A 24,557-nucleotide genomic window follows, 5' to 3' on the forward strand; every position below is an offset into this window, starting at 1 on the left:
TAAAATGAGCGCCTTGAAGCGCTCATTTTATTATAGCATATCAGGATCATCTCCCAAAAGAATCATAATGATCTGTAGCGTATTTTTCTAATCGTGTTAAAAGCACTATGTTATCTTTTTCAAGTTGCGTTAGTTCCTTATCAACATTATTAGATACAGGCACATACCAAGGGTTAACCTCGAAAAAATAGCGTATAGAATTCTTTTTAAACGAATAACCGTGGCGTGCAAAGATGGTGTTACGAATAATTTCCAAATCTAATTTTTGAAGGTTCTTAAGTTCTTCTTCGGTTAGCTTTTGTGTGGAAGCATTAAACTTAAAAATATCTTCAGAGGCGCTTCGGTACACATCCATAACCTCTACTACCTCTTCTTCGGCATTGCCCTCTTCACTAATGGTATAGTTAACTTCCTCCTGTTTAGGATGGCTCCAGTCGGTAAGGTCAATCTCATCGCTTAGCATAAAGTTAGGATTGTACATAAACTGCTTTTGCACCAGCTCTAACGATTTAAACGGTGCCGTATCAGGATTCTTTTTATAAGAGGCCCACGAGCCTTTTAGAGTGTCATTTTGCAGTGTAAGTTCAAACCTGCCATCATATTTATTACTGCCCGGCTCATCTAACACAAACATAGTTTTAGTGCCATTATCGGTAAGTTTACCCACAAGGAGCCTTTGGTAACCTGCCACAATGCTCTGCCCGTAAACAGAATCCTTCGTTATCTTGTTTATCTTGATGCTTATTTTTTTAGCAACATCATCAGTATATTCGTGGTTTTCGTCTTCAGGGTAAATATTACCCGTCCAGATACCGTACAACTCTTTATGCGTTTCTTTTTCAGCCTCATTATAGGCAAGGTCGCCCTTAGATGATTTTTTAGTCTCAGCTTTTTCCTCCTTGCAGGAAACAATTAGCATTAATACAAAAACCGATAGTACAATTTGTTTCATGGTTTGTTATAGTTATATATTAAAATTTCGGCAATTATAAGGTTTGGCACCCAACCCAGCCAGGCAATTACCTGGTAAACATCTATAGGAGGCAAATGAAAAAGATATACAATTATTACCTTCCAGAAGCGCAACGTTACAGCAGATAAACATAAGGCAAAACTGCGTATCATCCAGTCGCGGTGCTGTAAAAATTTTCCCTTCCTGATTTTTATCATTGCCACCCATGTAGTTACCCACCAAAGTGTACCCAGCAATATAAAAGATAGTTTAGACGGAAGCCCCCCATTAGCGTGCAGCCCCATATATATACCGCTTGGCGCAGCAAAAGCCAGGATTAAAAAAACATACTGATAACCGGAAAAGCGATGGATTACCTTGCCATTACCCGCTCTTGGGATAATAAACTGTAAAAAACCGAATAACAGCACAAAAATACTGGTATACACATGGGCATAAAACAGGTATCGGTACTCCGGCAGCGAGGTAACTTCAGTTTGCTTTATTTGCAGGAAAGCTACATTGGTATTGTACGGAACATAGTAGAGTGTAATTTTTAGCATGAGCCAATAAAAATAAGCAAAGGCAGCAATAAGAATATAATTCCATTTGCTAAAGGCCTGTGCCTGTATTTTTATTCCTCTATCCATCACTTCAAAAATACACAAAAGAATACAAAGAGGTACAATAGAAAAGCCCCACGGGTTACGTGGGGCGTTTCGTTACCAACTAATTAAAAAACACCTGGATATTGTATTGCCACAACATCCTTATTTTAAGGGAAATAATTTCGGGATACTTTAAGGTAGCATCCCCTTACCTAATAACTAACCTATTAAAAAAACACTTATGCTGAATTACTACAGCATTTTGATTTTTGCTAACGCCTTTACAGTCGTAAATACCTGTAAAAAATGGAATACCAGCAAGCAAACAGGCAGTATCGCCGCCGGTATTCCGGGCAATTAACAACTTATATTTTAGAGTAATTTATTTTTGGATTATCACCACACAAAGGGTGTATCACAAAAAATCACAGGAGGCCAAGAGTAAGATATTCTAATCAAATGCCAACTATAGCATTACAATTGCAGAATATTATTTAAGAAAGATGGATTTTCCAATTACAATAAAGATCGTAAAGGGCTGATGTATCAGCATTTTTATATTGAACAAATTCTCTGAATTTGCGTTCGGTAGTTTCAGGTACAATAACTTTTGAAGCAGAGTGCGTTCCAAAAAATGCGAACTCAATATCGTTAGTATCGGTATCTTTAAGCTGGTCTAAAATGCTAAAGTCCGATTCTTCTGCAACAAATTGTGTAAGGGTTTGCTTAGAGGTATCTTTAAGGGCTACCTCTTTTTTAAAATGCGTAGGCATTTTTGCAGCAAAACTTTTTGCAAAACCTGCCATGAAGAAAAATATAACAAAGCAAAAGGTTACAAAACCTTTATTATTGTCCGTTATTTTTCTGATGCGCTTCATTCAAGATTAGAATTTCTAATACAAAGGTATAGCAAAACAATATTGCAAAATTAAAATGAGGTAATTTTTTTCTAAAAAAAAATGTCCCAAAGATCATTTGGGACATTTTATAACAAGTCAGCCTGTTAGCTCCTGTCGTACTTGCAGCACGAGTGCAGGCTGTTGTAATCTTTATCTTCGGCTTTTAAACTATCGGTGTCGTGGCCTGCCTTAGCAACTGCTGCACGCACTTCGGCAACACTACATTTGGTTTCATCTACAATAACCTGTAAATCCTGGGTTTCCTCATTCCATGCTGCAGATTTTACCCCTTTAACGCTATACGCAGCCTTTTCTATACGGGCTTTGCATTGGCCGCAATTGCCTTTAACCTCAATATCATGTTTGGCGTTTTTACTCTTTTTTTCCTGAGCCTGCGTGGTAAAACCGGCAAGCATTATAAGCATAACTACAATTAGTTTTTTCATTTTTGTATTTATTAAAAGTTTTTAAATGTAAGAAAATTTATTGTTCTGAAAATTATTTAATCTTAAAACGGAGCCCTGCATAATACATTTGCCCAAAAACAGGCGCGTATACTATAGAGCTGTCAAAATATGGGCCAAACGGATCATTAGCCCCTAAAATAGCCTTCTTTTGGCGGTAGTTACCCATGTTTTCCCCTCCAATATACATCTCGAAAACACTACTAAAAGTACGCGTAATTTGTGCATTTACCAGTGAGAACGACGGCGAGTAATCGCCCATTTGTTCTTCAACCGGGTTGCTGCCCGTGTAAGGAAGGCGCTGTTTACCCATCCAGTTGTAAGTAACATCAAACTTCCACTGTTTGCCTTTTTCGGCAATATGGGTTTCATAGCCTACATTAGCAAAAAAACGGTGCTTGGCTTGTAAGGGCCTTTCAAATGAGCCTGTGGTGTAATCAGTTTTAATGTCGTAATACTTATATGCCGTGCGGATATTAAAGTGCATGGTAATCTCATAATTAAGCTCAGCCTGAAGGCTGTTGGCATACGATTTACCGCTAAGGTTATAAAACAAGGCCTGCTGTGGCGATGCATATAAGTCTGTAACCACCTGGTTTTGAAAATCGGTCCTGTAAAAATCCAGCACAAACTCGGTCGTTTTACCAAACAGCGGGAACTTCTGGATAAAACTTACCCCATAATTCCATGCAATTTCCGGATCCAGTCCGTACAGTTTCCCACCGGAATTTAAGATATTGAAAGCCCGTGAACTGCCAAAAAGTGACTGGTTCTCGGCAAAAATATTCGCTGCCCTTTTACCCCTTCCGGCAGAAAGCCTAAAGGTAGCATCCTTCCACGGGTTGTAGCGCAAGTGCAGGCGCGGCGTAAAGAAAGCCCCAAGGCGATTGTGCACATCAAAACGGCCACCCAGCACAAGGCTAAAGTTATTCACGTTATCATATGTATACTCGCCAAATACCCCAACCGAATTATCTATACGGCTATAATCGGTAGTGTTTACAAACTCGCCATATTTATCATAAGTAACATTTAAACCTGTGGCAAATTTGTTAAGCGTATTGGTTATAATGGAATTAAATATCAGGTTACTGTAAAAGCTTTTTTGGTCGATATCATACGTCCTCAAACCAAAGTACGATTCCTGATTGTGGTAGTTAAACGACGTTTGCAGACCGATGCTTTGGTACGGCATATCAGGGAAAACATAACCCAACTTGCCGGAAACATCAACCTTATCGGTATTAATTTCAGAACCCCAGTGATGCCCGCTGTACCTATCGGTATCAGGGTCAAAATCTACCTGGCTTGCCTGCTTTTCATCGCGCATATAGCGAAAATTAAGGAAGCTAACCCAGCCTTTCTCGGCATTGGTATATTGCCAGCGGTTGAGCACGTTAATTTGCTTACCTAACGGATTATCAAGGAAATGATCGTGGTTCATATCATTTTTGCTAACACGGGTATTACCGTGCAAAAACAACGATGTACTCCATTTATCCGATACTTTTTTGTTGAAATGCGTATTCAGCTCAAAGCGGCTACCGGTATCGCCATATGCATTTAAAAAGAATGGGATATCATTAGCCGGTTTAAGCATTTCGTAGTTTATCTGTCCCGATATACTCTCGTAGCCGTTAACCACCGGGCCCGCACCCTTTGTTATCTGGATGCTCTCTACCCAGGTTCCCGGCACAAAAGAGAGTCCGTATGCCTGCGATGCCCCGCGTACAGCCGGGATGTTCTCTTCGGCAATTAAAAGATACGGGCTGGTAAGTCCCAACATTTTTATTTGCTTGGTGCCTGTTAGCGCATCAGAAAAATTAACATCTATAGAGGGGTTGGTTTCAAAGCTTTCTGCAATATTACAGCAGGCCGCTTTAAGCAGTTCTTTACTCCCCATTGTAGATACGTTAGCCGTCTTAGTATGCGAGCGCTGAAGGCTTTTACGGGTTTTATCTACCACTACTTCATTAAGCTGACTGCCGTTATCTGGCGTCATTTTATGAGAGATATATTGGGGAGTATGTACGTGTATAGTATCGGCAGTGTAGCCAATATAGCTTATTACAAGGTACATGTTTTCTGAACTGTATGGGATTGTAAAAGTACCATCAGGAGCCGATGTTGTACTTATAGTGGTATCCTGCCAATAGACAGAAGCCCCCGGCAATGGCTGGCTGTTTTCGTCAACCACTTTACCGCTAATAGTTTCCTGTGCCTGCAAAAATGGCGCAGACAGCAGTAAAAAAATCATTATTATTTTATGCATAAAAAATTTTTAATGTCAATAAATAGTTGCTTCCGTTTTGATGCGGAAGTGATTTATTACATTAAAAATCAAGCGTAAAGAATATACTGGCAATAGAGCTTAAAGAGCGGCGGTGCATTAGAGTCGCAATAAAAAGATGGTGTTTCTTTTTGTACGGCAGCAGCCTCAGTATGATATAGCTGTACAGGATTTGCGTATCCTGCCGCATAAAACACGTTAAGGTCTAACTGAAATGCTTTGGTTATAGCAGTATCGGTCTTATCCTGTAGCTTTATAACATTGTGCTTGCAGCAGCTTTTTGTGGTTTTAACCATTTTGCCGCAGCAGGATTTGGTTTCCTGTTTAGCAGTTTTACAAAGCTCTGCGGTTTTATAGGCAACCGATATAGACGAAATTTCGCCATGGCAATAATGCACATTAAGCGCCAGGCCTATATTGGCAAACAATATAAGTGCGCTTAAAAGAGTGCCTATGTGCTTAGTTAATTTCATACAAGCTGCAAAATTATGCATTTATACTTTAATAACGAATATTTTGACTTAAAATTACTTAACGTGCTTTTGGTAGTAAAACGCAGGCACAAATAAAATTAGCAATAAGGGCTGTATTAAAAACCGCCGTATGTAAAACAGGAGCATGTTAGCAGGGCTATCCGTAGCAAGTGCAATAAAAAATATAGCCGCCAAAACTATAAAGAACACTACATACAAACCGGCAGTAAGTTTTACTATGCTTTTATCTTTAAAGCAAAACCAAAGTATCCCTAACGATATGATTGTGTTAAGCAGGTATCGAAATAATAATCCAACAAACAATTTAACACTATTATACTGAGGCAGTACGATACGGCTGCGCCTAAAATAGTCTAATAATGGATCGTAAAACAACCTTTCCTGAAAAAGCCGCACGCACACCAAAAGCACCAGCAATACTGCTATGGCTAAGGCGCTTGCTATATTAATTTTGTGCTTTTTCATTGCTCTTAAATTTTATTACCCACGCTACCCATAGTACAAACACTACGCCATATATAAATAGCGGGAACAGTATATCGTGCAAAAAATCGGTATATTGCCTGTAATGATAAATACCCAGGGTAAGCAATGCAATGCGTATAATGTTTAGAATGTGTATTATAATTATACCTGCAATAATGTAAAGGGCTGTACGCTTAAAAGTTGTAGAAAAAGCAACTATGAAAGCAGCAAAAAGTATCATGACACTCACTGCATTACAACCTTCTACTATATGCGCCAGTTTTTTACCGTTAATTACAAAAAAGTATGATGGCAGTTTGGTATTGTTTAGTATTAGTACGTCTTCACCAAAAAACCGCAGCACTTGTGCCGATTGTTCGGTTACAAGGGTTGTCATTCCGTCAGGTTCAGGTAGTGTGGCATCATAATGGCTAAGGAACAGCCAGTAAAAGCCATACAGTATCAGGTAACTGAGTCCGAATTTTAAGAGGAAGAGAAAGAATGTCCTGTTTTTTTGCAGGATGCCCATGACCATTTTTTTAACAAAAATATGCAAAAGCACACACCTTTAATAAATACTTTTGCACTAACTACATTTTTAACATTATGACATTTGAAGAATTAAAACCAAAAGTACTTGATATACTGCACCACGAAGAAAAACTTCGTGATGAAAAATTACTGCAGATTTGCCGCCTGCTGGAAGAAAATATCGACTATTATGACTGGGTGGGCTTTTACTTTCGCAATGGCGATAAAGAAGAGCTTTTACTTGGCCCTTACGTTGGCGAACCTACAGACCATACCGTTATCCCTTTCGGCAAAGGTATTTGCGGACAGGTAGCGGTTTCTAACCAAAACTTTGTAGTGCCCGATGTACATGCACAAGACAATTACATTGCGTGCAGCATCACGGTAAAATCTGAAATTGTAGTACCCATGTTTGTTGATGGTAAAAATATAGGCCAGATAGATATAGACAGCAACGTGCTTGATGCCTTTACCGACCTTGATGAGCGCTTTTTAGAGTTTGTAAATGAGGAGGTAGCGAAATTGTTTTAAAAAGTCATAAAGCCGAATGTCGTAAAGTCGAAAGTATTCACAGGTTACTGAACTTTAAGACTTTAAAAACTTTACGACTTTTAACGGTAATTAAAAAATTTGTTTAACTTTGCACCCAAATTAGGATAAACCTAATCTACATAATAATTATTTAAATAATATTAGCATGTACTTAACTAAAGAAGTTAAAGCAGAGATTTTTGTAAAACATGGCCAGGCTGCAACCAACACAGGTTCTGCTGAAGGTCAGATTGCACTATTCACATTCAGGATTAACCACCTAACAGGCCACCTTAAAAAAAACCGCCACGATTACAACACAGAGCGTTCTCTTGTAAAACTGGTAGGTAAAAGAAGGAGCCTGCTTGATTACCTGAAAAAGAAAGATATCAACAGGTATCGTGAGATTATCAAAGAATTAAGTATCCGAAAATAATCGAGATGAAAAGAGGTGCCTGCGCGCCTCTTTTTGTTTTTATAATAAATTGCAGAAAAAAGTTTTGGTTTTTCATTGGGTCCCAAACAACTACACAACACAACAACAAGAAACCCATTGTTTAATCAAAAGAATTAGATTTTATGATTCCTAACGTTATTAAAGAAATCATCGATCTGGGAGATGGAAGAAGCATCTCGATCGAAACAGGCAAACTTGCCAAACAGGCTGATGGCGCCGTAGTAGTACAAATGGGTAATGCCATGTTACTTGCTACTGTGGTTTCTGCACGCAGTGCAAGCCCGGGTATTGACTTTTTACCCCTAACACTGGATTACCGCGAAAAATTTGCCGCTGCCGGTCGTTTTCCGGGAGGTTTTTTTAAGCGTGAAGCCAGGCCAAGCGATGGCGAGGTACTAACCATGAGGTTGGTAGACCGCGTATTGCGCCCACTTTTCCCTAAAGATTACCATGCCGAAACGCAGGTAATGATCCAGCTAATGAGTCATGATGATGATGTTATGCCTGATGCACTTGCCGGTTTGGCAGCATCTGCGGCATTGTCTATATCAGACATCCCGTTTGCTACCCTTATTTCAGAGGTACGTGTTGCACGTATCGATGGCCAGTTCATCATTAACCCAAGCAAAGCCCAATTGGAGCAGTCTGACATCGATATGATGATAGGCGCGTCTATGGACTCTATTGCCATGGTTGAAGGTGAGATGAAAGAGATATCTGAACTTGAAATGATCGAGGCTATTAAATTTGCCCACGAAGCCATTAAAGTACAGATACAAGCGCAGGAAAGGCTACAGGCAGCTGTAGGCAAAAAAGAAGTAAGGACGTATGAACAAGAGCGTAGCGACGAAACTATCTTAGCTAAAGTTAAAGAGCTTGCTTACGATAAATATTTTGCAATTGCCAGCGAAGGCTCTGCAAAACATGAGCGTACAGAGAAATTTGGCGCTGTAAAAGAAGAAGTTAAGGCTTTATTTACCGATGAAGAGCTGCTTGAAAGCGGCGACTTAATTAGCAAATACCTTTCTAAAGTTAACAAAGAGGCCGTTCGTAACGTAATCCTTGATAACGGTACACGTCTTGACGGCCGTAAAACTAACGAAATACGCCCAATTTGGTGTGAGGTAGATTACCTGCCATCTACACATGGTTCGGCTCTATTTACAAGGGGCGAAACCCAGGCACTTGCTACGGTAACGCTTGGTACATCTCGTGAGGCTAACATTATAGACCGCCCTACAGAACAGGGTGAAGAGAAATTTTACCTTCACTACAACTTCCCTCCTTTCTCTACCGGCGAAGCGAAACCGTTGCGTGGTACATCAAGGCGTGAGGTAGGTCACGGTAACCTTGCACAACGTGCCCTTAAAAACATGATCCCTCAGGATAACCCTTACACGGTACGTATCGTATCTGAAGTATTGGAGTCTAATGGTTCGTCTTCAATGGCAACGGTTTGCGCCGGTACACTTGCCCTTATGGATGCAGGTATCCAGATGATCAAACCGGTATCGGGTATCGCTATGGGCCTTATATCAGATGATGCAACAGGCCGTTGGGCTGTGCTTTCTGATATCCTTGGTGATGAAGATCACCTTGGTGATATGGACTTTAAAGTAACCGGAACGGCCGATGGTATTACTGCCTGCCAGATGGATATCAAAATTGAAGGCCTTAAATACGAGATCATGGAGAAAGCGCTTGCGCAGGCTCGCGATGGCCGTCTTCATATCTTAGGTAAACTAACCGAAGTTATTGATACTCCGCGTACTGAAGTGAAACGCCACTCTCCTAAGATCATTAAAGTTACTATTCCGGGTGCATTCATCGGAGCCCTTATCGGCCCGGGTGGAAAAGTTATCCAGGAACTTCAAAAAGCTACGGGTACTACCATAGTAATCAACGAAGTAAACGAGCAAGGCGAAGTAGAAATTCTTGGTACAAACCCAGAAGGCATACAAGCAGTGCTTAATAAGATCGACTCTATCATTTTCAAACCACAAGTTGGTGAAACATACAGCGTTAAGGTTATAAAACTACTTGATTTTGGTGCCGTTGTAGAATATCTTGATGCTCCGGGCAACGAGGTGTTACTACACGTATCTGAATTGGATTGGGCTCGTACTGAGAACGTTACCGACGTTGTTAACATGGGCGATGTGTTTGATGTTAAGTACATTGGCATAGACCCTAAGACCCGTAAGGAGAAGGTATCGCGTAAAGCCCTGTTACCAAGGCCTCCAAGAGATGAGAACTACGTACCGAGAGAGCGTGATGACCGTCCAAGGGATAACGATCGTGGCGGATACCGCGATAACCGTGGTGGCGGACGTGATAACCGTGGCCCTGGAAGGGACGACAGGAACTCTCGTGACCGTGGCCCAAGGGAAGAGCGCAGAAATGACGATGCCCCACGCAACGAAAATAATGGCGATGCGCCACAAGAATCTTAATTACTGATAAGGTTAATTCATAAAAAACCTGCTGCTGAAAAGTGGCAGGTTTTTTTATTTTATAAACGCAGTAAAATCTTACATTTCATTATCAAAAAGTGCTTAATATTTCACTTTCGGACATTGGAATTGGCTTTTTGTCGAAAGTTTGTAAAGTCTTAAGGTCAAAAGTTCACGCCGAGCTTAAACTTTCCAACTTTAAGACTTTCCAACTTTACGACTTTATGACTTTTAGATTTTACTGAAAGAGCGGCTTCAGTAAACTTTAGGATAGTATGGCTTAACTTTGCAAAAGTATTTAGCATCTAAAAATTCGCTTTAATATTTCGACTTCACAACCTTATCTTAACTTTTATTACAATTTCTCGATTTCAATTAACTTAGCACAGCATAGTACAGGTGCATCAGGTTTTTTCGTACATTTAAATTCCTTAAAACCAGTCACTAACTTATGAAGTCAAAATTACTCCTGATATTATTAAGCGTTACATTGTTCGCTACGGCTAAAACTATAACTATTAAAGGCAAAATAAACGGAAAGTTACCCGAAACCCTATACTACTCCGCCCCGGTTAACGGCGCACTTGGCTTTGACCTCTATTACACCGCCCTGCCCGATGCCCAGGGCAATTTCGAAATCAAGGTTGATGTTCCTAAAATTTCATTCATAGATATATTTTACAATTATAAGCCCGCAGGCTTTTTAGTTGTTACACCCGGAGAAAATTACAGCATAACTATAACCGAAAACGAGGGCAAAATAACTCATACCATTACCGGCAAAGATGCTGAAGTTCAAAGGCTATACAATACATTTCTTTATTATCACCGAATGGATATGGTAGCAGAGATGGGTCAGGAAGCGGTTAATATAAAAACGGCCAGGGAACTGGAAGTTTATTTTGACAAGAAATATGAAACTACAGTTCAGAGCTTCTCGGCGCTTTTAGAAAAAAGACTTATTTCGCAGGATGTTTTTGATGCCCTTGCTACCGATAACAGATATTTTTACCAAACCATAATGAGTTATACCATACTACTTAAAAACCTATATGGCGATAGGGAAGCAACTCCTCCCGACCTTAGCGAATTTAATACCACTTGGAAAAATATCTACCAAAAGCTCAGCCCCGATGCTACTGCAATTACTCAATCGCCTTGGGGATGGTATTTTCTTGACGGCTACAAAAATTTTAAAAACTTTGAAGCAACAGGCTTTAACTACAAAAAAATTGTAACCCCGGCTAATCAGTTTGAAGACATTAAACGCAATGTAGCTATCATACCCAAGCAAAATGCAGAATACTATTATGCTGCAAGCTTATATACCAACGCCTTTGGCAGTTATAAGCAAAAAGATGTAATTGCAGAGTTTGATTACTTTAAGCAGCAATATCCTAAGAGCGGCTATACAAAATACCTGGAGCCTAAGGTAGCGCCGGTTATTGCTTTTTTTGCTGCAAACAGCACCCTCCCTCAAAATGCGGCTTACATAGAAGATTATGCAGGCATCAATACCTTAAACGAACTCATAAAAAAATTCGCGGGCAAAAAATTATATTTTGATGTATGGGCTACTTGGTGCGGCCCTTGCCGTGATGAGTTTAAGTACAAAGATGAACTATATAAGCTATTGAAAGCTAATGATATTATGGTAATTTATGTATCTGTAGATGATGAAGAAAGGGATGAAACCTGGAAAAAAATGATTAGCCACTATAAGCTTGAAGGCCAACACATAAGAGCTAATAAAATGTTAGACAAAAATTTGAGGTTAACCTTTAGCGGTAATGGCGGTATATCGCTGCCATGGTATTTTTTGGTAAACAGCAAAGGCGGGATAGCTGTTAAATATGCTGCGCCACCATCTGATATGGCTAAGTTTGAAGCTGATATTCAAAAAATGAAAGATTAAAAAATTAGCATCTTGTTACATTAAAAAAATTGCTACATTGGCGCAGCAAAAAACAACACATGTCTGCCAAAGCCGCGGCTACACGCCTTAATATACTGCAAAAAGCCTTTGGGCTGGTATACCAAAACGGTTACCGCACCACCAGTGTAGACGATATTATTGCTACTACGCAGGTTACCAAGGGCGCTTTTTTTTACCATTTTAAAAATAAGGATGAGATGGGCCTGGCCATGATCAATGAAGTGATGTATCCCGGCATGCTCGCAGCCCTTGCAGAGCCCCTTATTAATGCAACAAACCCGGTGGCCGACCTTTACATTATGATGCATGCCCTGCTGATGGAAAATCCCTTTTTTATAACCAAATACGGGTGTCCCGCCATTAACCTTATAGAAGAAATGGCCGGCCACAACGAGCTTTTTAATAAAGCCCTTACCCAACTTAGCAACCAGTGGCAGCAGGCCATTGTTTCCTGTGTTGATAACGGCAGGGCAGCAGGAAAAATTAAACCCGAAGTGAACAGCCTGCAGGTGGCTTACTTTATCATGTCGGGTTACGGGGGTATAAGAAACCTTGGCAAAATTTACGGTAAAGAGTGTTACACAACCTATCTGGCAGAGCTTAAAAATTACCTTACTACCCTATCCTGATTTTTTTTATTCAAAAACATACCAATTAGTATGTTTTTGAATATCTTTGTAGTCATCAATCAAAAAATCAGGTTATGTACAGCACACTTTTAATTGCACACTCCCTTTTACGATGGCTGGTAGTGCTAAGCCTCCTTTATTCCATTTACCGCGGCTGGCTGGGCAGCAGCAGGCAAATTGCCTTTACCAAAGCAGACAACAGCCTGCGCCACTGGACAGCTACCATTGCCCATATCCAACTCATGCTGGGTATTGTATTGTATACCCAGAGCCCTATGGTAAAATTTTACTTTACCGATTATGAGGATACATCGGGCGAGGCACTCTTTTTTGGTATTATTCACATTATTTTAATGTTGGCGGCCATTGTTATTATTACAATTGGTTCGGCCAAAGCTAAAAGGCAATCAACTGATAGTCAAAAATTCAGGACCATGCTTACCTATTTTGGCATAGGGTTGCTTATTATTTTTGTTGCCATCCCGTGGCCCTTTTCACCCTTGGCACACAGGCCATTAATGCGTTATTAATCATGACATCTTTACTTAAAACCAACATTGGCCGTTTACGCATCATCGGATTTTTAGAAGGCCTTTCACTGCTAACACTCGTTTTTATCGGCATGCCCTTAAAATATTATGCTGAAAGCCCCCAGTTTGTAAAAACACTTGGCCCCATACATGGCGCGCTATTTTTACTCTTCATTTTAAACGCACTAAGTGTATCGGTAGACCAAAAATGGAAGTTTAAAAACACTACCTGGAAGATTCTCCTTGCCTGTATGATTCCTTTTGGCACCTTTTACATAGACCATAAAATTTTGAAGGCGGTTCCGCAGGAATAGATTAAACACGACAATGTAAAAGTCCGGTCCTTTTCTATAATCAATGGAAAAGTACCGGACTTTCTATTTTAATAATCTTTTTTAAGAAAATTTAACCTTTGCACGCAACCTTTTTGATTTTTAAGCGACTACCAATAGAAGAGAAAAAAGTTTGCTTATGGATAGATCTTGTAACTACCGGTTTTCCCGGGCTAAAACATGCCCCATGGGGAGCTTGTAATTGTGAAAGGTGTAGTATATTTACATAAACCAATCATCTCCCGTTTGGATATAGAAAAAATCATAAAAGGTTGCAGCAAAAATAACCCCCGCGCCCAGGAGGAGCTATACCTATTGTATAAAGACACCTTATTTTCCCTGAGCTTAAAGTATTGCAAAAATGAAGATGAAGCCGAGGATAACCTGCACAATGCCTTTATAGAGATTTTTACCAACATTGGTAACTACAAGAATGCCGGCTCGTTTGAGGGCTGGATGAAGCGCATTACCATAAACAAAGCAATAGACAGTTATAGAAAAAGCATACAATTAGTACCCGTAAAGGATAACCTGCCGGACGATACCGATGTTACTGAGGAAGAAATGGACCACCTGCCTGCTGATTATATATTAGCACTTGTGCAGCAATTGCCGGATCAGTACCGTACCGTTTTTAGCTTATATGAGCTTGATGATTATTCGCATAAAGAGATCGCACAAATGCTGCAAATATCAGAAAGCACATCAAAATCTAACCTGCACAGGGCAAAAGCAATGCTTAAAGAAAAGATTACTAACAGGCATCCGTCCCCCAATTATACTGTGAGCCATGGAAAATAAAAAAGACATAGGGAAGGCATTTCGCGAAAAACTGGATGGCCTTCAAAAAGCACCATCGCCCGCGGTATGGGATTCCATCAGCGCAAACCTGCCCAGGAAAAAGAGAGGCTTCTTCTTCCTTTTATGGGGTAAGGCAACCGTTGCTACAAAAATTGCTGCGGTAACTGCCGCTGTAGTAATGGGTATTGTTATAGGCTACATAGCCGGCCAAAACGTTGGCGGCACTCATAACTATGATGTGCAAGACAATGCACCAATCGTAAATGCCGATAGCCAGGGCACGCAGGGCAGCCAAAACGCCAATACACAAAACAACACTGTAGCAGGCAGCGGGGATGCCAACACCAATGCATCTCAAAATGCAAATGATTTAGGCGCAACTTCGGGCGAAAATACTTCCGGAAGCGCAGCCAATGCATCAAACAATAAAACAACAAGATCGGGTACTAAAAACAGCGTAATATCAGGTTCAGGTCCAGATAATGCTGTTGTAACCAACAATACACCTGCTTCAGCGAAAAAAGCAGGAAATAATAATCGTTCAGCTAATGCTGAAGGCGCATCTGCACGCGGTAAAAGCAATGCAGGTAGTAGCAACACTGCAACAGCTATTACAGGCGTAGCCAATGCCTTAAACAATAAAAGCAATAACGTCGTTGCGTCTGCCGATAAAAACATCAGGGCATTAAAAAACAAAAAGAAACGCAATGGCAAGTCTAAAAATGCCAAGCAGGGCGGTATAGCTTCGGCTAAAGGAAATTCGGCTTCCGGCATTGCCGCTAACGAAGAGCATCAGCCCGATCATACTAAAATAAGCAAGGTGCATAACTATGCCACTGGCCCTATTACCTACAAAGGTATTGAGATAGACACCACCGATGCCGAACCTGCCGACACCGTTATGATGGTAAGCCGACAAAAAACTACTGGCGTTACCCAGTACAGGGAACGCGTAAAAGCAGATACAACCACATCTAACCTTAAAAAATGGTATGCAGTAGCCTATGTAGCCCCAACGCAGTACGAGTTCCCCAAAAATGAGTCGCTATTAGACCCGGCGTTTAATGGTTATGCAACCTCTACCGATGTTGTTTATAATTATGGAGCTTACATAGGCTATAATTTTAACGATAAGTGGAGCGTTCGCACCGGTGTGCTTAAAAGCAATGTAGAGCAGCATACTAAAAACATTGGCCTTTATTATACTACCAATCCCGACACTGAAATTTTAGCCGTAACCTATCCCGGAATTGAGTATGATAATAATTCGGCAGCGGCTATTTCAGCTTTTTATGGCAGCGGTGCAAGTAGTTATAACATTAAACACAAGCTGGAGTTTATAGAGGTTCCTGTAGAGGTTATGTACAATATCTTTGATAAAAGAATAGGCATGAACGCCTTTGCCGGTGGAAGCATTATAAATGTTACCGAAAATAAAGTATATGCCTACAACCAAAACGGCAGCGTAGTATTGGGCAGTGCCCGCAATATAGAAAAAACCGGTTTTACCGGTAACCTTGGCCTTAGCTTTTACTATAAGTTTATACCCAACTTACAGGTAAATGCAGAGCCGGTATTTAAATATTATTTTAATACGTTTGATGCCAAACCATACTCATTAGGCATACAGGTGGGCCTGCAATACAATTTTGACATAAAAAAATAATACTATAAAATTTAAGTTTAGTTAGTTGATTATAAAGCCCCATACCCCTTAAAACGGTATGGGGCTTTTGTTAAAATTTATTTTTTTGAAGCAATGATGTAACTTTTTTGCCACTCGTTACGTATAACTACCTGAATACTTAAAATAACTCAGGAATTTTTACATGAGACAATTAAAAATTACCAAGCAGGTAACCAACAGGGAAACTGCTTCATTAGACAAGTACCTTCAGGAGATTGGAAAAGTTGATTTGATCACTGCAGATGAGGAGGTAGAGTTAGCACAACGAATAAAAGCCGGAGACCAGAGAGCATTAGAGAAATTAACGAAAGCTAATTTACGTTTTGTGGTATCGGTAGCAAAACAGTATCAAAACCAGGGATTAACACTTCCCGATCTTATTAACGAAGGAAACTTAGGACTTATAAAAGCTGCACAGCGTTTTGATGAAACCCGTGGTTTTAAATTCATTTCGTATGCCGTATGGTGGATTCGCCAGTCGATACTACAGGCTCTTGCAGAACAGTCTCGTATTGTGCGTTTACCGCTTAACAAAATTGGGTCTATTAATAAGATTAATAAAATGTATGCCCTTCTTGAGCAAAGTAACGAACGCGCCCCAAGCGCCGAGGAAATTGCAAAAGAGCTGGACATGACCGTTAACGACGTTAAGGAGAGCATGAAAAACTCCGGCCGTCACTTATCAATGGATGCACCCCTTGTAGAAGGTGAAGATTCTAACCTTTATGACGTTTTACGTTCGGGCGAGTCTCCAAACCCTGACAGGGAACTTATACACGAATCGCTTCGTACAGAAATTGAGAGAGCGCTTGAAACCCTTACTCCACGTGAAGCCGACGTAGTTCGCCTTTATTTTGGCCTTGGTGACCAGCACCCAATGACACTTGAAGAAATTGGTGAAACTTTTGACCTTACCCGCGAGCGTGTGCGCCAGATTAAAGAGAAGGCTATCAGGAGGTTAAAACATACTTCCCGCAGTAAGATTCTTAAAACTTACTTAGGATAAATAGTTTAAAGCAAAAAAGAACCGCCAAAATTCTATATTTTAAATAAAATTTGTATTTTGGCGGTATTAATTTGCATTACACCTACAAAAACATAAAGGCACTTACAGTTCAATAACTGTTCGTTTTTTGATTGATGATTGAACTCCGGCTGATTACCGGAGTTTTTTGTTTTTTATAGGAATGCAACCTGCAGGCTCCCCCACAGGGTCATTAATTAACTAACTCTATAGTGTAACGCAGGTTAATTTCATAAATTGCCGTGCCAAGTAAATTTTTGTAGGAAAATTTATTATTATCAGCAAAACACTATAAGGTTTGCGGAAATTACAATTTTAGCACACACAAATCGCTAAAACTTTGCAACTCTATACTTTGCAAGTTTGCAACTTAAAGTTTTATCTTTACAAAAAAATACAACTATCCAAATGAAAAACACGTTAATAGCACCATCTGTACTTGCGGCTGATTTTGCCAACCTGCAACGCGATATCGAAATGATAAACAAAAGCGAGGCCGACTGGTTTCACGTAGATATTATGGACGGTGTTTTTGTGCCTAACATATCGTTTGGTATGCCGGTGCTGGAAGCTATTACACGCCACGCAAAAAAAACCATAGATGTGCATTTAATGATCGTAAACCCCGATCAGTACATTAAAACTTTTGCAGAGCTTGGCGCACACAACCTTACCGTGCACTACGAAGCATGCACCCACCTGCACCGTACCCTACAGGCTATTAAAGCCGAAGGCATGAAAGCCGGTGTTGCAATTAACCCGCACACTAATGTAAGCTTGCTGGAAGATATTATTAACGATATCGACCTAGTTTGCCTTATGAGTGTTAACCCGGGTTTTGGCGGTCAGTCGTTCATAGAGAAAACATACGATAAGATAAAACAGCTTAAAGAAATTATAACCCGTAACGGTGCCCACACCCTTATTGAGATAGATGGTGGCGTTACCGACAGGAACGCTGTACAGCTTGTAGAGGCCGGTGCCGATGTGCTTGTAGCCGGCAACTATGTATTTAGGGCTGCCGACCCAGTAACTACTGTAGCAGGCTTAAAAACGCTAACTTCGTTTTAAGGTAAAAATATATTTTATAAAAAACTCCAAAGGCAACTTTGGAGTTTTTTATATTTTATGATCAATGCGACTCTATAAAATCTTTAATCTCTTTGTAGCGTTTATTAAACGGCCAAAAGTACTGGGTTACCATGGGCACATGCTTTTTATTAAGGTGTATTGGCACTACTTTAGGCTGATAAGGCTTGAGCGCCTCTAAAAAACGTTGGTTCGCTACTTTAATAGACCCGTAGGTTTTATCGCCTACATAAATAAGTAATGGCGGGGTATCTTTATCCAGAAAGTATATGGGTGAGGCATCATGCCAATTGTCAGGATCGGTAGTCCACGTGGTGGTGTAATTATTGCTTTGCTGCGGCGGATTTTCTTCAAGGTAATGTTTCATATCCAGTCCGGCAGCGTCATTTAAAATAATACCGGATATGCTTTTGGGCGAAATGCCGTATTTAGGGTTCATAACGGCAAGCGCCGCTAAGTGACCGCCTGCCGAATGTCCTGTTATAAAAATACGGTTTGTGTCGCCGCCATATTGGGCAATATGCTGCTTTGCCCATTGTATAGAGGCAGCAATTTCATGCGCCATACCGTCATAACTTGCTGCGGGGCTTAAAGTATAGTCAGGGATGATTGTTATCACACCTTTTTTGGCAAAATTGCGGCCTAAAAAGCCATAGGTATCTTTACTCCCGGTATTCCAGTTGCCGCCATGCACAAAAATTAGTACGGGTAATTTTTCGGGTTTGCGCTTTCGCGGAACAAAAACATTTAAGGCAGGAACGGTAGTTTCACCCTGCTTAAAATAAGCTATATCTTTTATTTTTTTAGAAGCGCAACCTGTGGCAAACAGGCAAATAAGGGCGAGGCAAAGCAAAACGGTATATTTCATAAGTAAAAATTACTGTAGTGCTATGTACGCAAAAAAAGATGCACCAGTTTAAAACGTAAGGTTACCGGCGAGCTCCCTTAGCGTAACCTCAGATATTTTTGCATTGTATTGCGCGGTGCTGTTACGGGCAATGGCATTTACATAATTGAGCTGCGCGGTACGCACCTCTAAAGTTGTAATGGTACCAATGCGGTATTTTTCCATCGTGATGTCAAGATTTTGTTCGGCAATGGCAACGTTTTTAGCTTCCAGCTGTACCAGTTCTAAATTGGTAAGGTAGGTTTGATACGCCGCCATCAGTTGCGAATTAATAGCCTGCGTTTGCTGCGCTATAATTACATCGTTGCTCTCTATCTGTATCTTGGCTATCTTTTCATTCCGGTTTTGTAAAAAGCCGTTAAAAATGTTTATGGTGGCATTAACGCCATAATTAAGTCCGCGGGAGTTGTTACTACGCGCAAACCCAAGGCTCGATTCGCTATCGGTAAAAACGTAGCCCGTTGTTACCCCTATTTGCGGGTACCGCGCCGATTTTACCTGTTTAAGATTGAGCTCTGCCACGCGCTTATTAATGAGGGCCATTTGTATCTGCGGGTTTTGCTGCCCTGCAAGCCCAATTAAATCTACCAGCTTAAGCTTATCATCGGTTACAACCGAATCAGCCACTTTAAAGTCGGTAGCAAGATCGCGCGCCATGATCTCGTTAAGCAGGGTCTTGGCGTTTTGGTATGATTCTTTTTGGCGAAGAAAATTGGTCTTATCCGTATTAAGATCTACCTGGGCATTAAGCACCTCCAGTTTTGCCGCCTTACCTATTTTAAAACGGTTATCGGCCGTGGTAACGCGCTGGTTAGATATTACAATAGCAGTATCAAGCGCTTTAAGCATTTGCTGTTGCTGTACCAAATCAAAATACGTAGCCATAACATCGCCCACTTTAGTAAGCACGGTATATTTAAGTTCTGTTTCGCCCAGCTTTTGCAGTGTTTTTAACTGGTCATAACGGGCAAACATCCTAAAGCCGTCAAAAATAGTCCACCCCAGGTTAACACCGTAGCTAAGGCTGTTGTTCTTGGCATTTTCCAGTTCCTGTACGGTACCATCGGTACGTACCTGCTTAGAGTTTTGTATGTTGTTGTTCTGCGAAAGCGACCCGTATAAATTAGGCAGCAGGCCTGCATTGGCAAGGCTTACGTTTTGCTGGTCTATCTTAAGGTCGTTTGCCGACAGCTTAATGTCGTAATTATTTTGCAGGGCAATGGCAACGGCATCTTCTACCGAAAGCAGCTCCTGGGCCTGGCAAAGCACGCCGAAAAAACAAAAAAATGTGTATAAATAAAACCTCATGATACTTACAGGTCTTTGATATTATCAAATTCGGGGCGGTGCTTTTTAGCACGCGACCACATAAAATAAATTGAAGGGATAACAAACAGCGTTAGCACCAGCGAGAATACTGTACCACCTACAATTACAACCCCCATGCCTATACGGCTGGTAGATGCCGCCCCTAACGACATAGCAATGGGCAATGCACCAAGGGCAATGGCAAGGCTCGTCATTAATATAGGGCGAAGGCGGCTTTCTGACGCCTTCATAATTGCATCGTATTTGTTTTTACCTTCCTCGCGCAGCTGATTAGCAAACTCTACTATTAATATACCGTTCTTGGTAACGAGGCCAATAAGCATGATGGTGCCAATCTGGCTAAAAATATTCCACGTTTGCCCAAAGAGCCATAACGATAGTAATGCCCCCGCAACCGCCATAGGCACGGTTAAAATAATTATGAACGGATCTATAAAGCTCTCAAACTGGCCTGCCAAAATCAGGTAGATTAGCAGCAATGCCAACCCAAAAGCAAATAAGGTGTTAGAGCTACTCTCAACAAAATCGCGAGACTCTCCACCTAAATCAGTTGTAAAGGTATCATCAAGCACTTTAGCTTTAGCGCGTTCCATAGCTTCGATACCATCGCTGATACTCATACCGGGCGCTAAGCCTGCCGATACAGTGGCCGACATGTACCTGTTATTGTGGTACAACTGCGGAGGGCTGCTTTCTTCCTTCACATTCACGAGGTTATCCAACTGTATCAGCTGGCCTGTGTTGCTTTTTACATATAATGAAGTAAGGTCTAACGGTTTAGAACGGTCGGGTTTATCAAACTGGCCCATAACCTGGTATTGCTTGCCATTCATCATAAAATAACCAAAACGCTGCCCGCTAAGCGACAATTGCAGCGTTTGGGCAACATCTAACAACGATACCCCAAGGCTCTGCGCCTTTTCCCTGTCGATAGTTACATTGATCTCAGGTTTGTTGAATTTAAGGTTCACATCGGTCATGGCAAACGTAGGGTCTTTACCCACTTCATCCATAAATTCCGGAATTTTTTCACGCAGTTTTTCAAAGTTGGGCGCCTGTATAATATACTGTATCGGGAAACCTCCTCTGCGGTTTACGGCGATAGTGGGCTGTTCCGATACCGATACCCGTGCCTCAGCGTAGCGCTTTGTCCACTTGGTAAGGTTGGCTGCAATTTCTTTTTGTTTACGATTTCTTTCGTCCGGCTGTACGAGGGCAATACGTATACGCCCGCTGTTTACAGATGCCGACCCAAAGCCCGGCGATGTAATTACGAGGCTCACTTTTTTCTCAGGGATAGAGTCGTTTATCAGCTTTTCCATCTCTATCATAAAGCGGTCCATATAATCGTATGATGCGCCTTCGGGACCTGTAATGTTAACCCCTACAAAGCTCCTGTCGTCATAAGGTGCGGTTTCTTTTTGAAGTATCGAAAAGAACAAGGCTATAAGCCCCACGCATAATATAAGTATAGGGAAGCTGAGCCACTTGCGTTTCATAAACGTGGTAAGCATACCGGCGTAGCCCGCATTTAATTTTTGGAAGTAAGGCTCGGTAAAATCATAGAATTTTGATTTTTTGTGCACATCGCCTTTAATAAGGTAAGCGTTAAGCATTGGCGTTAGCGTTAACGACACAAATGCCGAAACCAGCACCGCCGCAGCAATTACTACCCCAAACTCCCTAAAGAGCCTGCCCACAAAACCTTCCAAAAATATAACCGGAAGGAACACCGCAGACAGCGTTACCGAGATGGATATTACTGCAAAAAATATTTCGTTACTGCCTTTAAGTGCGGCTTCAACAGGGCTCATGCCCTCCTCCACCTTTTTAAAAATGTTTTCGGTTACCACAATACCGTCGTCTACCACAAGCCCTGTTGCCAGTACAATGGCAAGTAATGTTAATACGTTTATGGAAAAACCACACGCATACATTATAAAAAACGTGAAGATAAGCGATACCGGGATATCTAATAATGGCCTTAAGGCAATGGCCCAGTCCCTAAAGAAAAGGTAAATAATAAGGGTTACCAGTAATATGGAAATTCCCAATGTCTCTACTACCTCAAGCACCGATTTTTTAATAAAAACCGTGTTATCTATCGCGATGTTAAGTTTCAGGTCGGCAGGCAGTTCTTTTTTCATTTGCTCGTACTGTTCGTAAAAAGCATCTGAAATCTCAATATAGTTTGTACCCGGCTGCGGAATGATGGCAAGACCCACAAGCTGCTGGCCGTCGTTGGTCATTTTAGTTTCCAGGTTTTCCGGGCCCAGTTCGGCACGGCCAACATCGCTAAGGCGAACAATTTTCTCCCCCTCCGATTTTATAATGATATTGTTAAATTGCTCCGGCGTACTAAGGTTGCCCATAGTTTTAACGGTAAGCTCGGTATTAGCACCGGTAAGTTTACCGGTAGGCAGCTCTACGTTTTGGGCATCAAGTGCGTCGCGTACATCGCTAACAGTAACGCCATAAGATGCCAGCTTAACAGGGTCTACCCAAAGGCGCATGGCATAGCGTTTTTGCCCCCATATTTGTACACTGCTCACGCCGGGTATGGTTTGCAAGCGCTCGGCAATTACATTCTCGGCATAATCGCTTAACTCTAACGGATTACGCTGTGCGCTCTGTACCGTCATAGTTATGATAGGCTCAGAGTCGGCATCAGCTTTGCTTACAACAGGAGGCGCATCAATATCCTGCGGAAGGCTGCTCGTTGCCTGCGAAACTTTATCGCGCACATCATTAGCCGCTTCCTCAAGGTTTTTTTCCAGTTCAAACTCAATGGTGATATTACTCGACCCTTGGTTACTGGATGATGTTATATTTCGTATACCGTCAATCTGGTTAATGGCTTTTTCCAGCGGTTCTGTAATTTGCGACTCAATAATATCAGAATTCGCACCGGCATAATTGGTACGTACTGATATTTGCGCCGGATCTATAGACGGGAACTCCCTAACCCCTAAAAAGGTATAGCCTATAAAGCCAAAGAGTATAATGGCCACATTCATTACTATGGTAAGAACCGGCCGCTTAATGCTTAGTGTAGAAAGGCTCATGTTATTTTACGGGTGTTACAGTTACCTTTACGTCGGTATCATCTTTAAGGGTAAGCACCCCGGTGGTAAGTACGGTGTCTCCGGCTTTAAGGCCTTCCAGCACCACAATATCTTTATCGGTACGGGTACCTGTAGTAACCTTTACCTCTTTAGCCTTGCCGTTGCGCGATACAAAAACCTTTTTGCCTTCCTGTACTGGTACAATAGCCTCGGTAGGTATTACGTAAGCGTTAGCAGTTTTATCAAGAGGCAGGTCTACATTGGCAAAGGTGCCCGGTATAAATTTACCCTTAGGGTTATCTGCAATGGCACGTATACGCAGTGTCCTGGTGGCTACCTCCACGGCAGGCTCTAAAGCATAAATGGTAGCGGCATATTTAGTAGCATTACCTGCTATTGTAAAGGTAACTTTAGAGTTTACTTTTATTTGCGAGGCGTACTTTTCCGGAACCGAGAAAGTAATTTTAACTTTGCTGCTGTTTACTAATGTAGTAATAAGTGTTTGAGGGGTAACATATGTACCCGGCGATATGTTGCGCAAGCCTATGGTACCACTGAACGGCGCCCTTATAGAGGTCTTGGCTATTTGTGCGTTTAACAGTTGGGTTTGCGCCTGTGCGGTTTTAAAATCAGCGCTGGCAATATCATATTCTTCCTGGCTTATAGCTTCTTTTTGAAGGAGCAGCCTTGCCCTACGCTCATTTTCTGATGCTAAGTTTTGCCTTGTTTTAGTTTGCCCTGCCTGGGCACGAAGTTCTATATCGTTTATTTTTAGCAGTACTTGGCCCTGGCTTACGGTTTTACCTTCTTCAAAATAAATTTTTTCGGCAATGCCCGATACTTCACTGGTTATTTGTACCTGCTCGTTTGCATCTATAGATCCGGATAGCGATAAAATATTAGAGAATTCCTGTGGGTTAACCACAACGGCATTTACTGCCATTGGCGGTTTTTTGCCTCCCCCACCGCGGCCCGATTGTTCGGCTTTCTGCTTTTTATTTTCAGATATTCGGTAATAAACAAGCGCACCTATACCAACAATTATAAGTGTGTAAACAATATATTTAACCTTCATTTTAAAATA

The 24,557-nt window shown here is 41.2% G+C and carries 23 protein-coding genes; 11 read left to right on the forward strand and 12 right to left on the reverse strand.

The features are described 5' to 3' along the window. Positions 1 to 46: 46 nt before the first annotated feature. The 8 genes from FMM05_RS07925 to xrtF all read right to left on the reverse strand — a co-directional run bounded on the left by FMM05_RS07925 (position 47) and on the right by xrtF (position 6,701). The gene (locus tag FMM05_RS07925; protein WP_143372806.1) at positions 47 to 952 is read right to left on the reverse strand and encodes a YARHG domain-containing protein; all 906 of its coding nucleotides are present in this window, start codon (positions 950 to 952) and stop codon (positions 47 to 49) included. Continuing rightward, a complete protein-coding gene (locus FMM05_RS07930; RefSeq protein ID WP_235894380.1) occupies positions 949 to 1,602 on the reverse strand; it encodes a DUF2306 domain-containing protein in 654 nt (217 codons plus the stop codon). Before FMM05_RS07930 ends, FMM05_RS07925 begins: the two co-directional genes overlap by 4 nt. Before the next feature lie 452 nt (positions 1,603 to 2,054). After that, the gene (locus FMM05_RS07935) at positions 2,055 to 2,438 is read right to left on the reverse strand and encodes a hypothetical protein (protein ID WP_143372807.1); all 384 of its coding nucleotides are present in this window, start codon (positions 2,436 to 2,438) and stop codon (positions 2,055 to 2,057) included. A 125-nt stretch (positions 2,439 to 2,563) separates the two neighbouring features. Further along, positions 2,564 to 2,905, reverse strand: a complete 342-nt coding sequence (locus FMM05_RS07940; RefSeq protein WP_143372808.1) for a heavy-metal-associated domain-containing protein — start codon at positions 2,903 to 2,905, stop codon at positions 2,564 to 2,566. A 52-nt stretch (positions 2,906 to 2,957) separates the two neighbouring features. Further along, positions 2,958 to 5,195, reverse strand: a complete 2,238-nt coding sequence (locus FMM05_RS07945; protein WP_143372809.1) for a TonB-dependent receptor — start codon at positions 5,193 to 5,195, stop codon at positions 2,958 to 2,960. Positions 5,196 to 5,263: 68 nt separating this feature from the next. Next, complete coding sequence (locus FMM05_RS07950) at positions 5,264 to 5,686, reverse strand: HYC_CC_PP family protein (protein ID WP_143372810.1); 423 nt, start codon at positions 5,684 to 5,686, stop codon at positions 5,264 to 5,266. A 54-nt stretch (positions 5,687 to 5,740) separates the two neighbouring features. Next, a complete protein-coding gene (locus FMM05_RS07955) occupies positions 5,741 to 6,172 on the reverse strand; it encodes an exosortase F system-associated membrane protein (RefSeq protein ID WP_143372811.1) in 432 nt (143 codons plus the stop codon). After that, on the reverse strand, positions 6,153 to 6,701 hold the full coding sequence (gene xrtF / locus FMM05_RS07960) for an exosortase family protein XrtF (protein WP_143372812.1): 549 nt from the start codon (positions 6,699 to 6,701) through the stop codon (positions 6,153 to 6,155). The genes FMM05_RS07955 and xrtF overlap by 20 nt, the downstream gene beginning before the upstream one ends. 77 nt (positions 6,702 to 6,778) lie before the next feature. On the opposite strand from xrtF, the gene FMM05_RS07965 reads away from it, so the two are divergent. The 11 genes from FMM05_RS07965 to rpe all read left to right on the forward strand — a co-directional run bounded on the left by FMM05_RS07965 (position 6,779) and on the right by rpe (position 18,154). After that, on the forward strand, positions 6,779 to 7,234 hold the full coding sequence (locus tag FMM05_RS07965; RefSeq protein ID WP_143372813.1) for a GAF domain-containing protein: 456 nt from the start codon (positions 6,779 to 6,781) through the stop codon (positions 7,232 to 7,234). A 166-nt stretch (positions 7,235 to 7,400) separates the two neighbouring features. After that, entirely contained in the window at positions 7,401 to 7,670 is a 270-nt protein-coding gene (rpsO, locus tag FMM05_RS07970) for a 30S ribosomal protein S15 (protein WP_143372814.1), read from the forward strand. 143 nt (positions 7,671 to 7,813) lie between these two features. Next, positions 7,814 to 10,144 (forward strand): polyribonucleotide nucleotidyltransferase, encoded by a 2,331-nt coding sequence (locus FMM05_RS07975; protein ID WP_143372815.1) that lies wholly within the window; start codon positions 7,814 to 7,816, stop codon positions 10,142 to 10,144. A 451-nt stretch (positions 10,145 to 10,595) separates the two neighbouring features. Beyond that, positions 10,596 to 12,059 carry a TlpA family protein disulfide reductase gene (locus FMM05_RS07980; protein ID WP_143372816.1) on the forward strand — a complete coding sequence of 488 codons (1,464 nt, stop codon included), beginning with the start codon at positions 10,596 to 10,598 and terminating at the stop codon, positions 12,057 to 12,059. A 59-nt stretch (positions 12,060 to 12,118) separates the two neighbouring features. Beyond that, entirely contained in the window at positions 12,119 to 12,709 is a 591-nt protein-coding gene (locus tag FMM05_RS07985; RefSeq protein WP_143372817.1) for a TetR/AcrR family transcriptional regulator, read from the forward strand. Positions 12,710 to 12,783: 74 nt separating this feature from the next. Continuing rightward, positions 12,784 to 13,239: a hypothetical protein gene (locus tag FMM05_RS07990; RefSeq protein ID WP_143372818.1), complete on the forward strand. Its 456-nt coding sequence runs from the start codon at positions 12,784 to 12,786 to the stop codon at positions 13,237 to 13,239. A gap of 2 nt (positions 13,240 to 13,241) precedes the next feature. Then, positions 13,242 to 13,553 carry a DUF3817 domain-containing protein gene (locus FMM05_RS07995; RefSeq protein WP_143372819.1) on the forward strand — a complete coding sequence of 104 codons (312 nt, stop codon included), beginning with the start codon at positions 13,242 to 13,244 and terminating at the stop codon, positions 13,551 to 13,553. 264 nt (positions 13,554 to 13,817) lie between these two features. Beyond that, positions 13,818 to 14,372 carry an RNA polymerase sigma factor gene (locus FMM05_RS08000; protein WP_185965531.1) on the forward strand — a complete coding sequence of 185 codons (555 nt, stop codon included), beginning with the start codon at positions 13,818 to 13,820 and terminating at the stop codon, positions 14,370 to 14,372. Then, on the forward strand, positions 14,362 to 16,038 hold the full coding sequence (locus FMM05_RS08005; protein ID WP_143372821.1) for a hypothetical protein: 1,677 nt from the start codon (positions 14,362 to 14,364) through the stop codon (positions 16,036 to 16,038). Before FMM05_RS08000 ends, FMM05_RS08005 begins: the two co-directional genes overlap by 11 nt. A gap of 163 nt (positions 16,039 to 16,201) precedes the next feature. Further along, a complete protein-coding gene (locus FMM05_RS08010) occupies positions 16,202 to 17,065 on the forward strand; it encodes a sigma-70 family RNA polymerase sigma factor (RefSeq protein WP_020212501.1) in 864 nt (287 codons plus the stop codon). 426 nt (positions 17,066 to 17,491) lie between these two features. Beyond that, positions 17,492 to 18,154, forward strand: coding sequence for a ribulose-phosphate 3-epimerase (gene rpe / locus FMM05_RS08015; protein ID WP_143372822.1), 663 nt, complete (start codon positions 17,492 to 17,494; stop codon positions 18,152 to 18,154). Positions 18,155 to 18,215: 61 nt separating this feature from the next. Here the strand turns inward: rpe and FMM05_RS08020 are convergent, their stop codons facing one another. Genes FMM05_RS08020 through FMM05_RS08035 form a run of 4 tightly spaced genes read right to left on the reverse strand, consistent with a single transcriptional unit; the run spans position 18,216 to position 24,548 of the window. Next, entirely contained in the window at positions 18,216 to 19,040 is an 825-nt protein-coding gene (locus FMM05_RS08020) for an alpha/beta hydrolase (protein ID WP_143372823.1), read from the reverse strand. A gap of 48 nt (positions 19,041 to 19,088) precedes the next feature. After that, positions 19,089 to 20,387: a TolC family protein gene (locus FMM05_RS08025; RefSeq protein ID WP_143372824.1), complete on the reverse strand. Its 1,299-nt coding sequence runs from the start codon at positions 20,385 to 20,387 to the stop codon at positions 19,089 to 19,091. A 5-nt stretch (positions 20,388 to 20,392) separates the two neighbouring features. Beyond that, positions 20,393 to 23,473 carry an efflux RND transporter permease subunit gene (locus FMM05_RS08030; RefSeq protein ID WP_143372825.1) on the reverse strand — a complete coding sequence of 1,027 codons (3,081 nt, stop codon included), beginning with the start codon at positions 23,471 to 23,473 and terminating at the stop codon, positions 20,393 to 20,395. Between the two features lies 1 nt (position 23,474). Beyond that, positions 23,475 to 24,548: an efflux RND transporter periplasmic adaptor subunit gene (locus FMM05_RS08035; RefSeq protein ID WP_143372826.1), complete on the reverse strand. Its 1,074-nt coding sequence runs from the start codon at positions 24,546 to 24,548 to the stop codon at positions 23,475 to 23,477. Positions 24,549 to 24,557: the final 9 nt, after the last annotated feature.

It is taken from the genome of Flavobacterium zepuense, assembly GCF_007097145.1.
Taxonomy (GTDB): domain Bacteria; phylum Bacteroidota; class Bacteroidia; order Flavobacteriales; family Flavobacteriaceae; genus Flavobacterium; species Flavobacterium zepuense.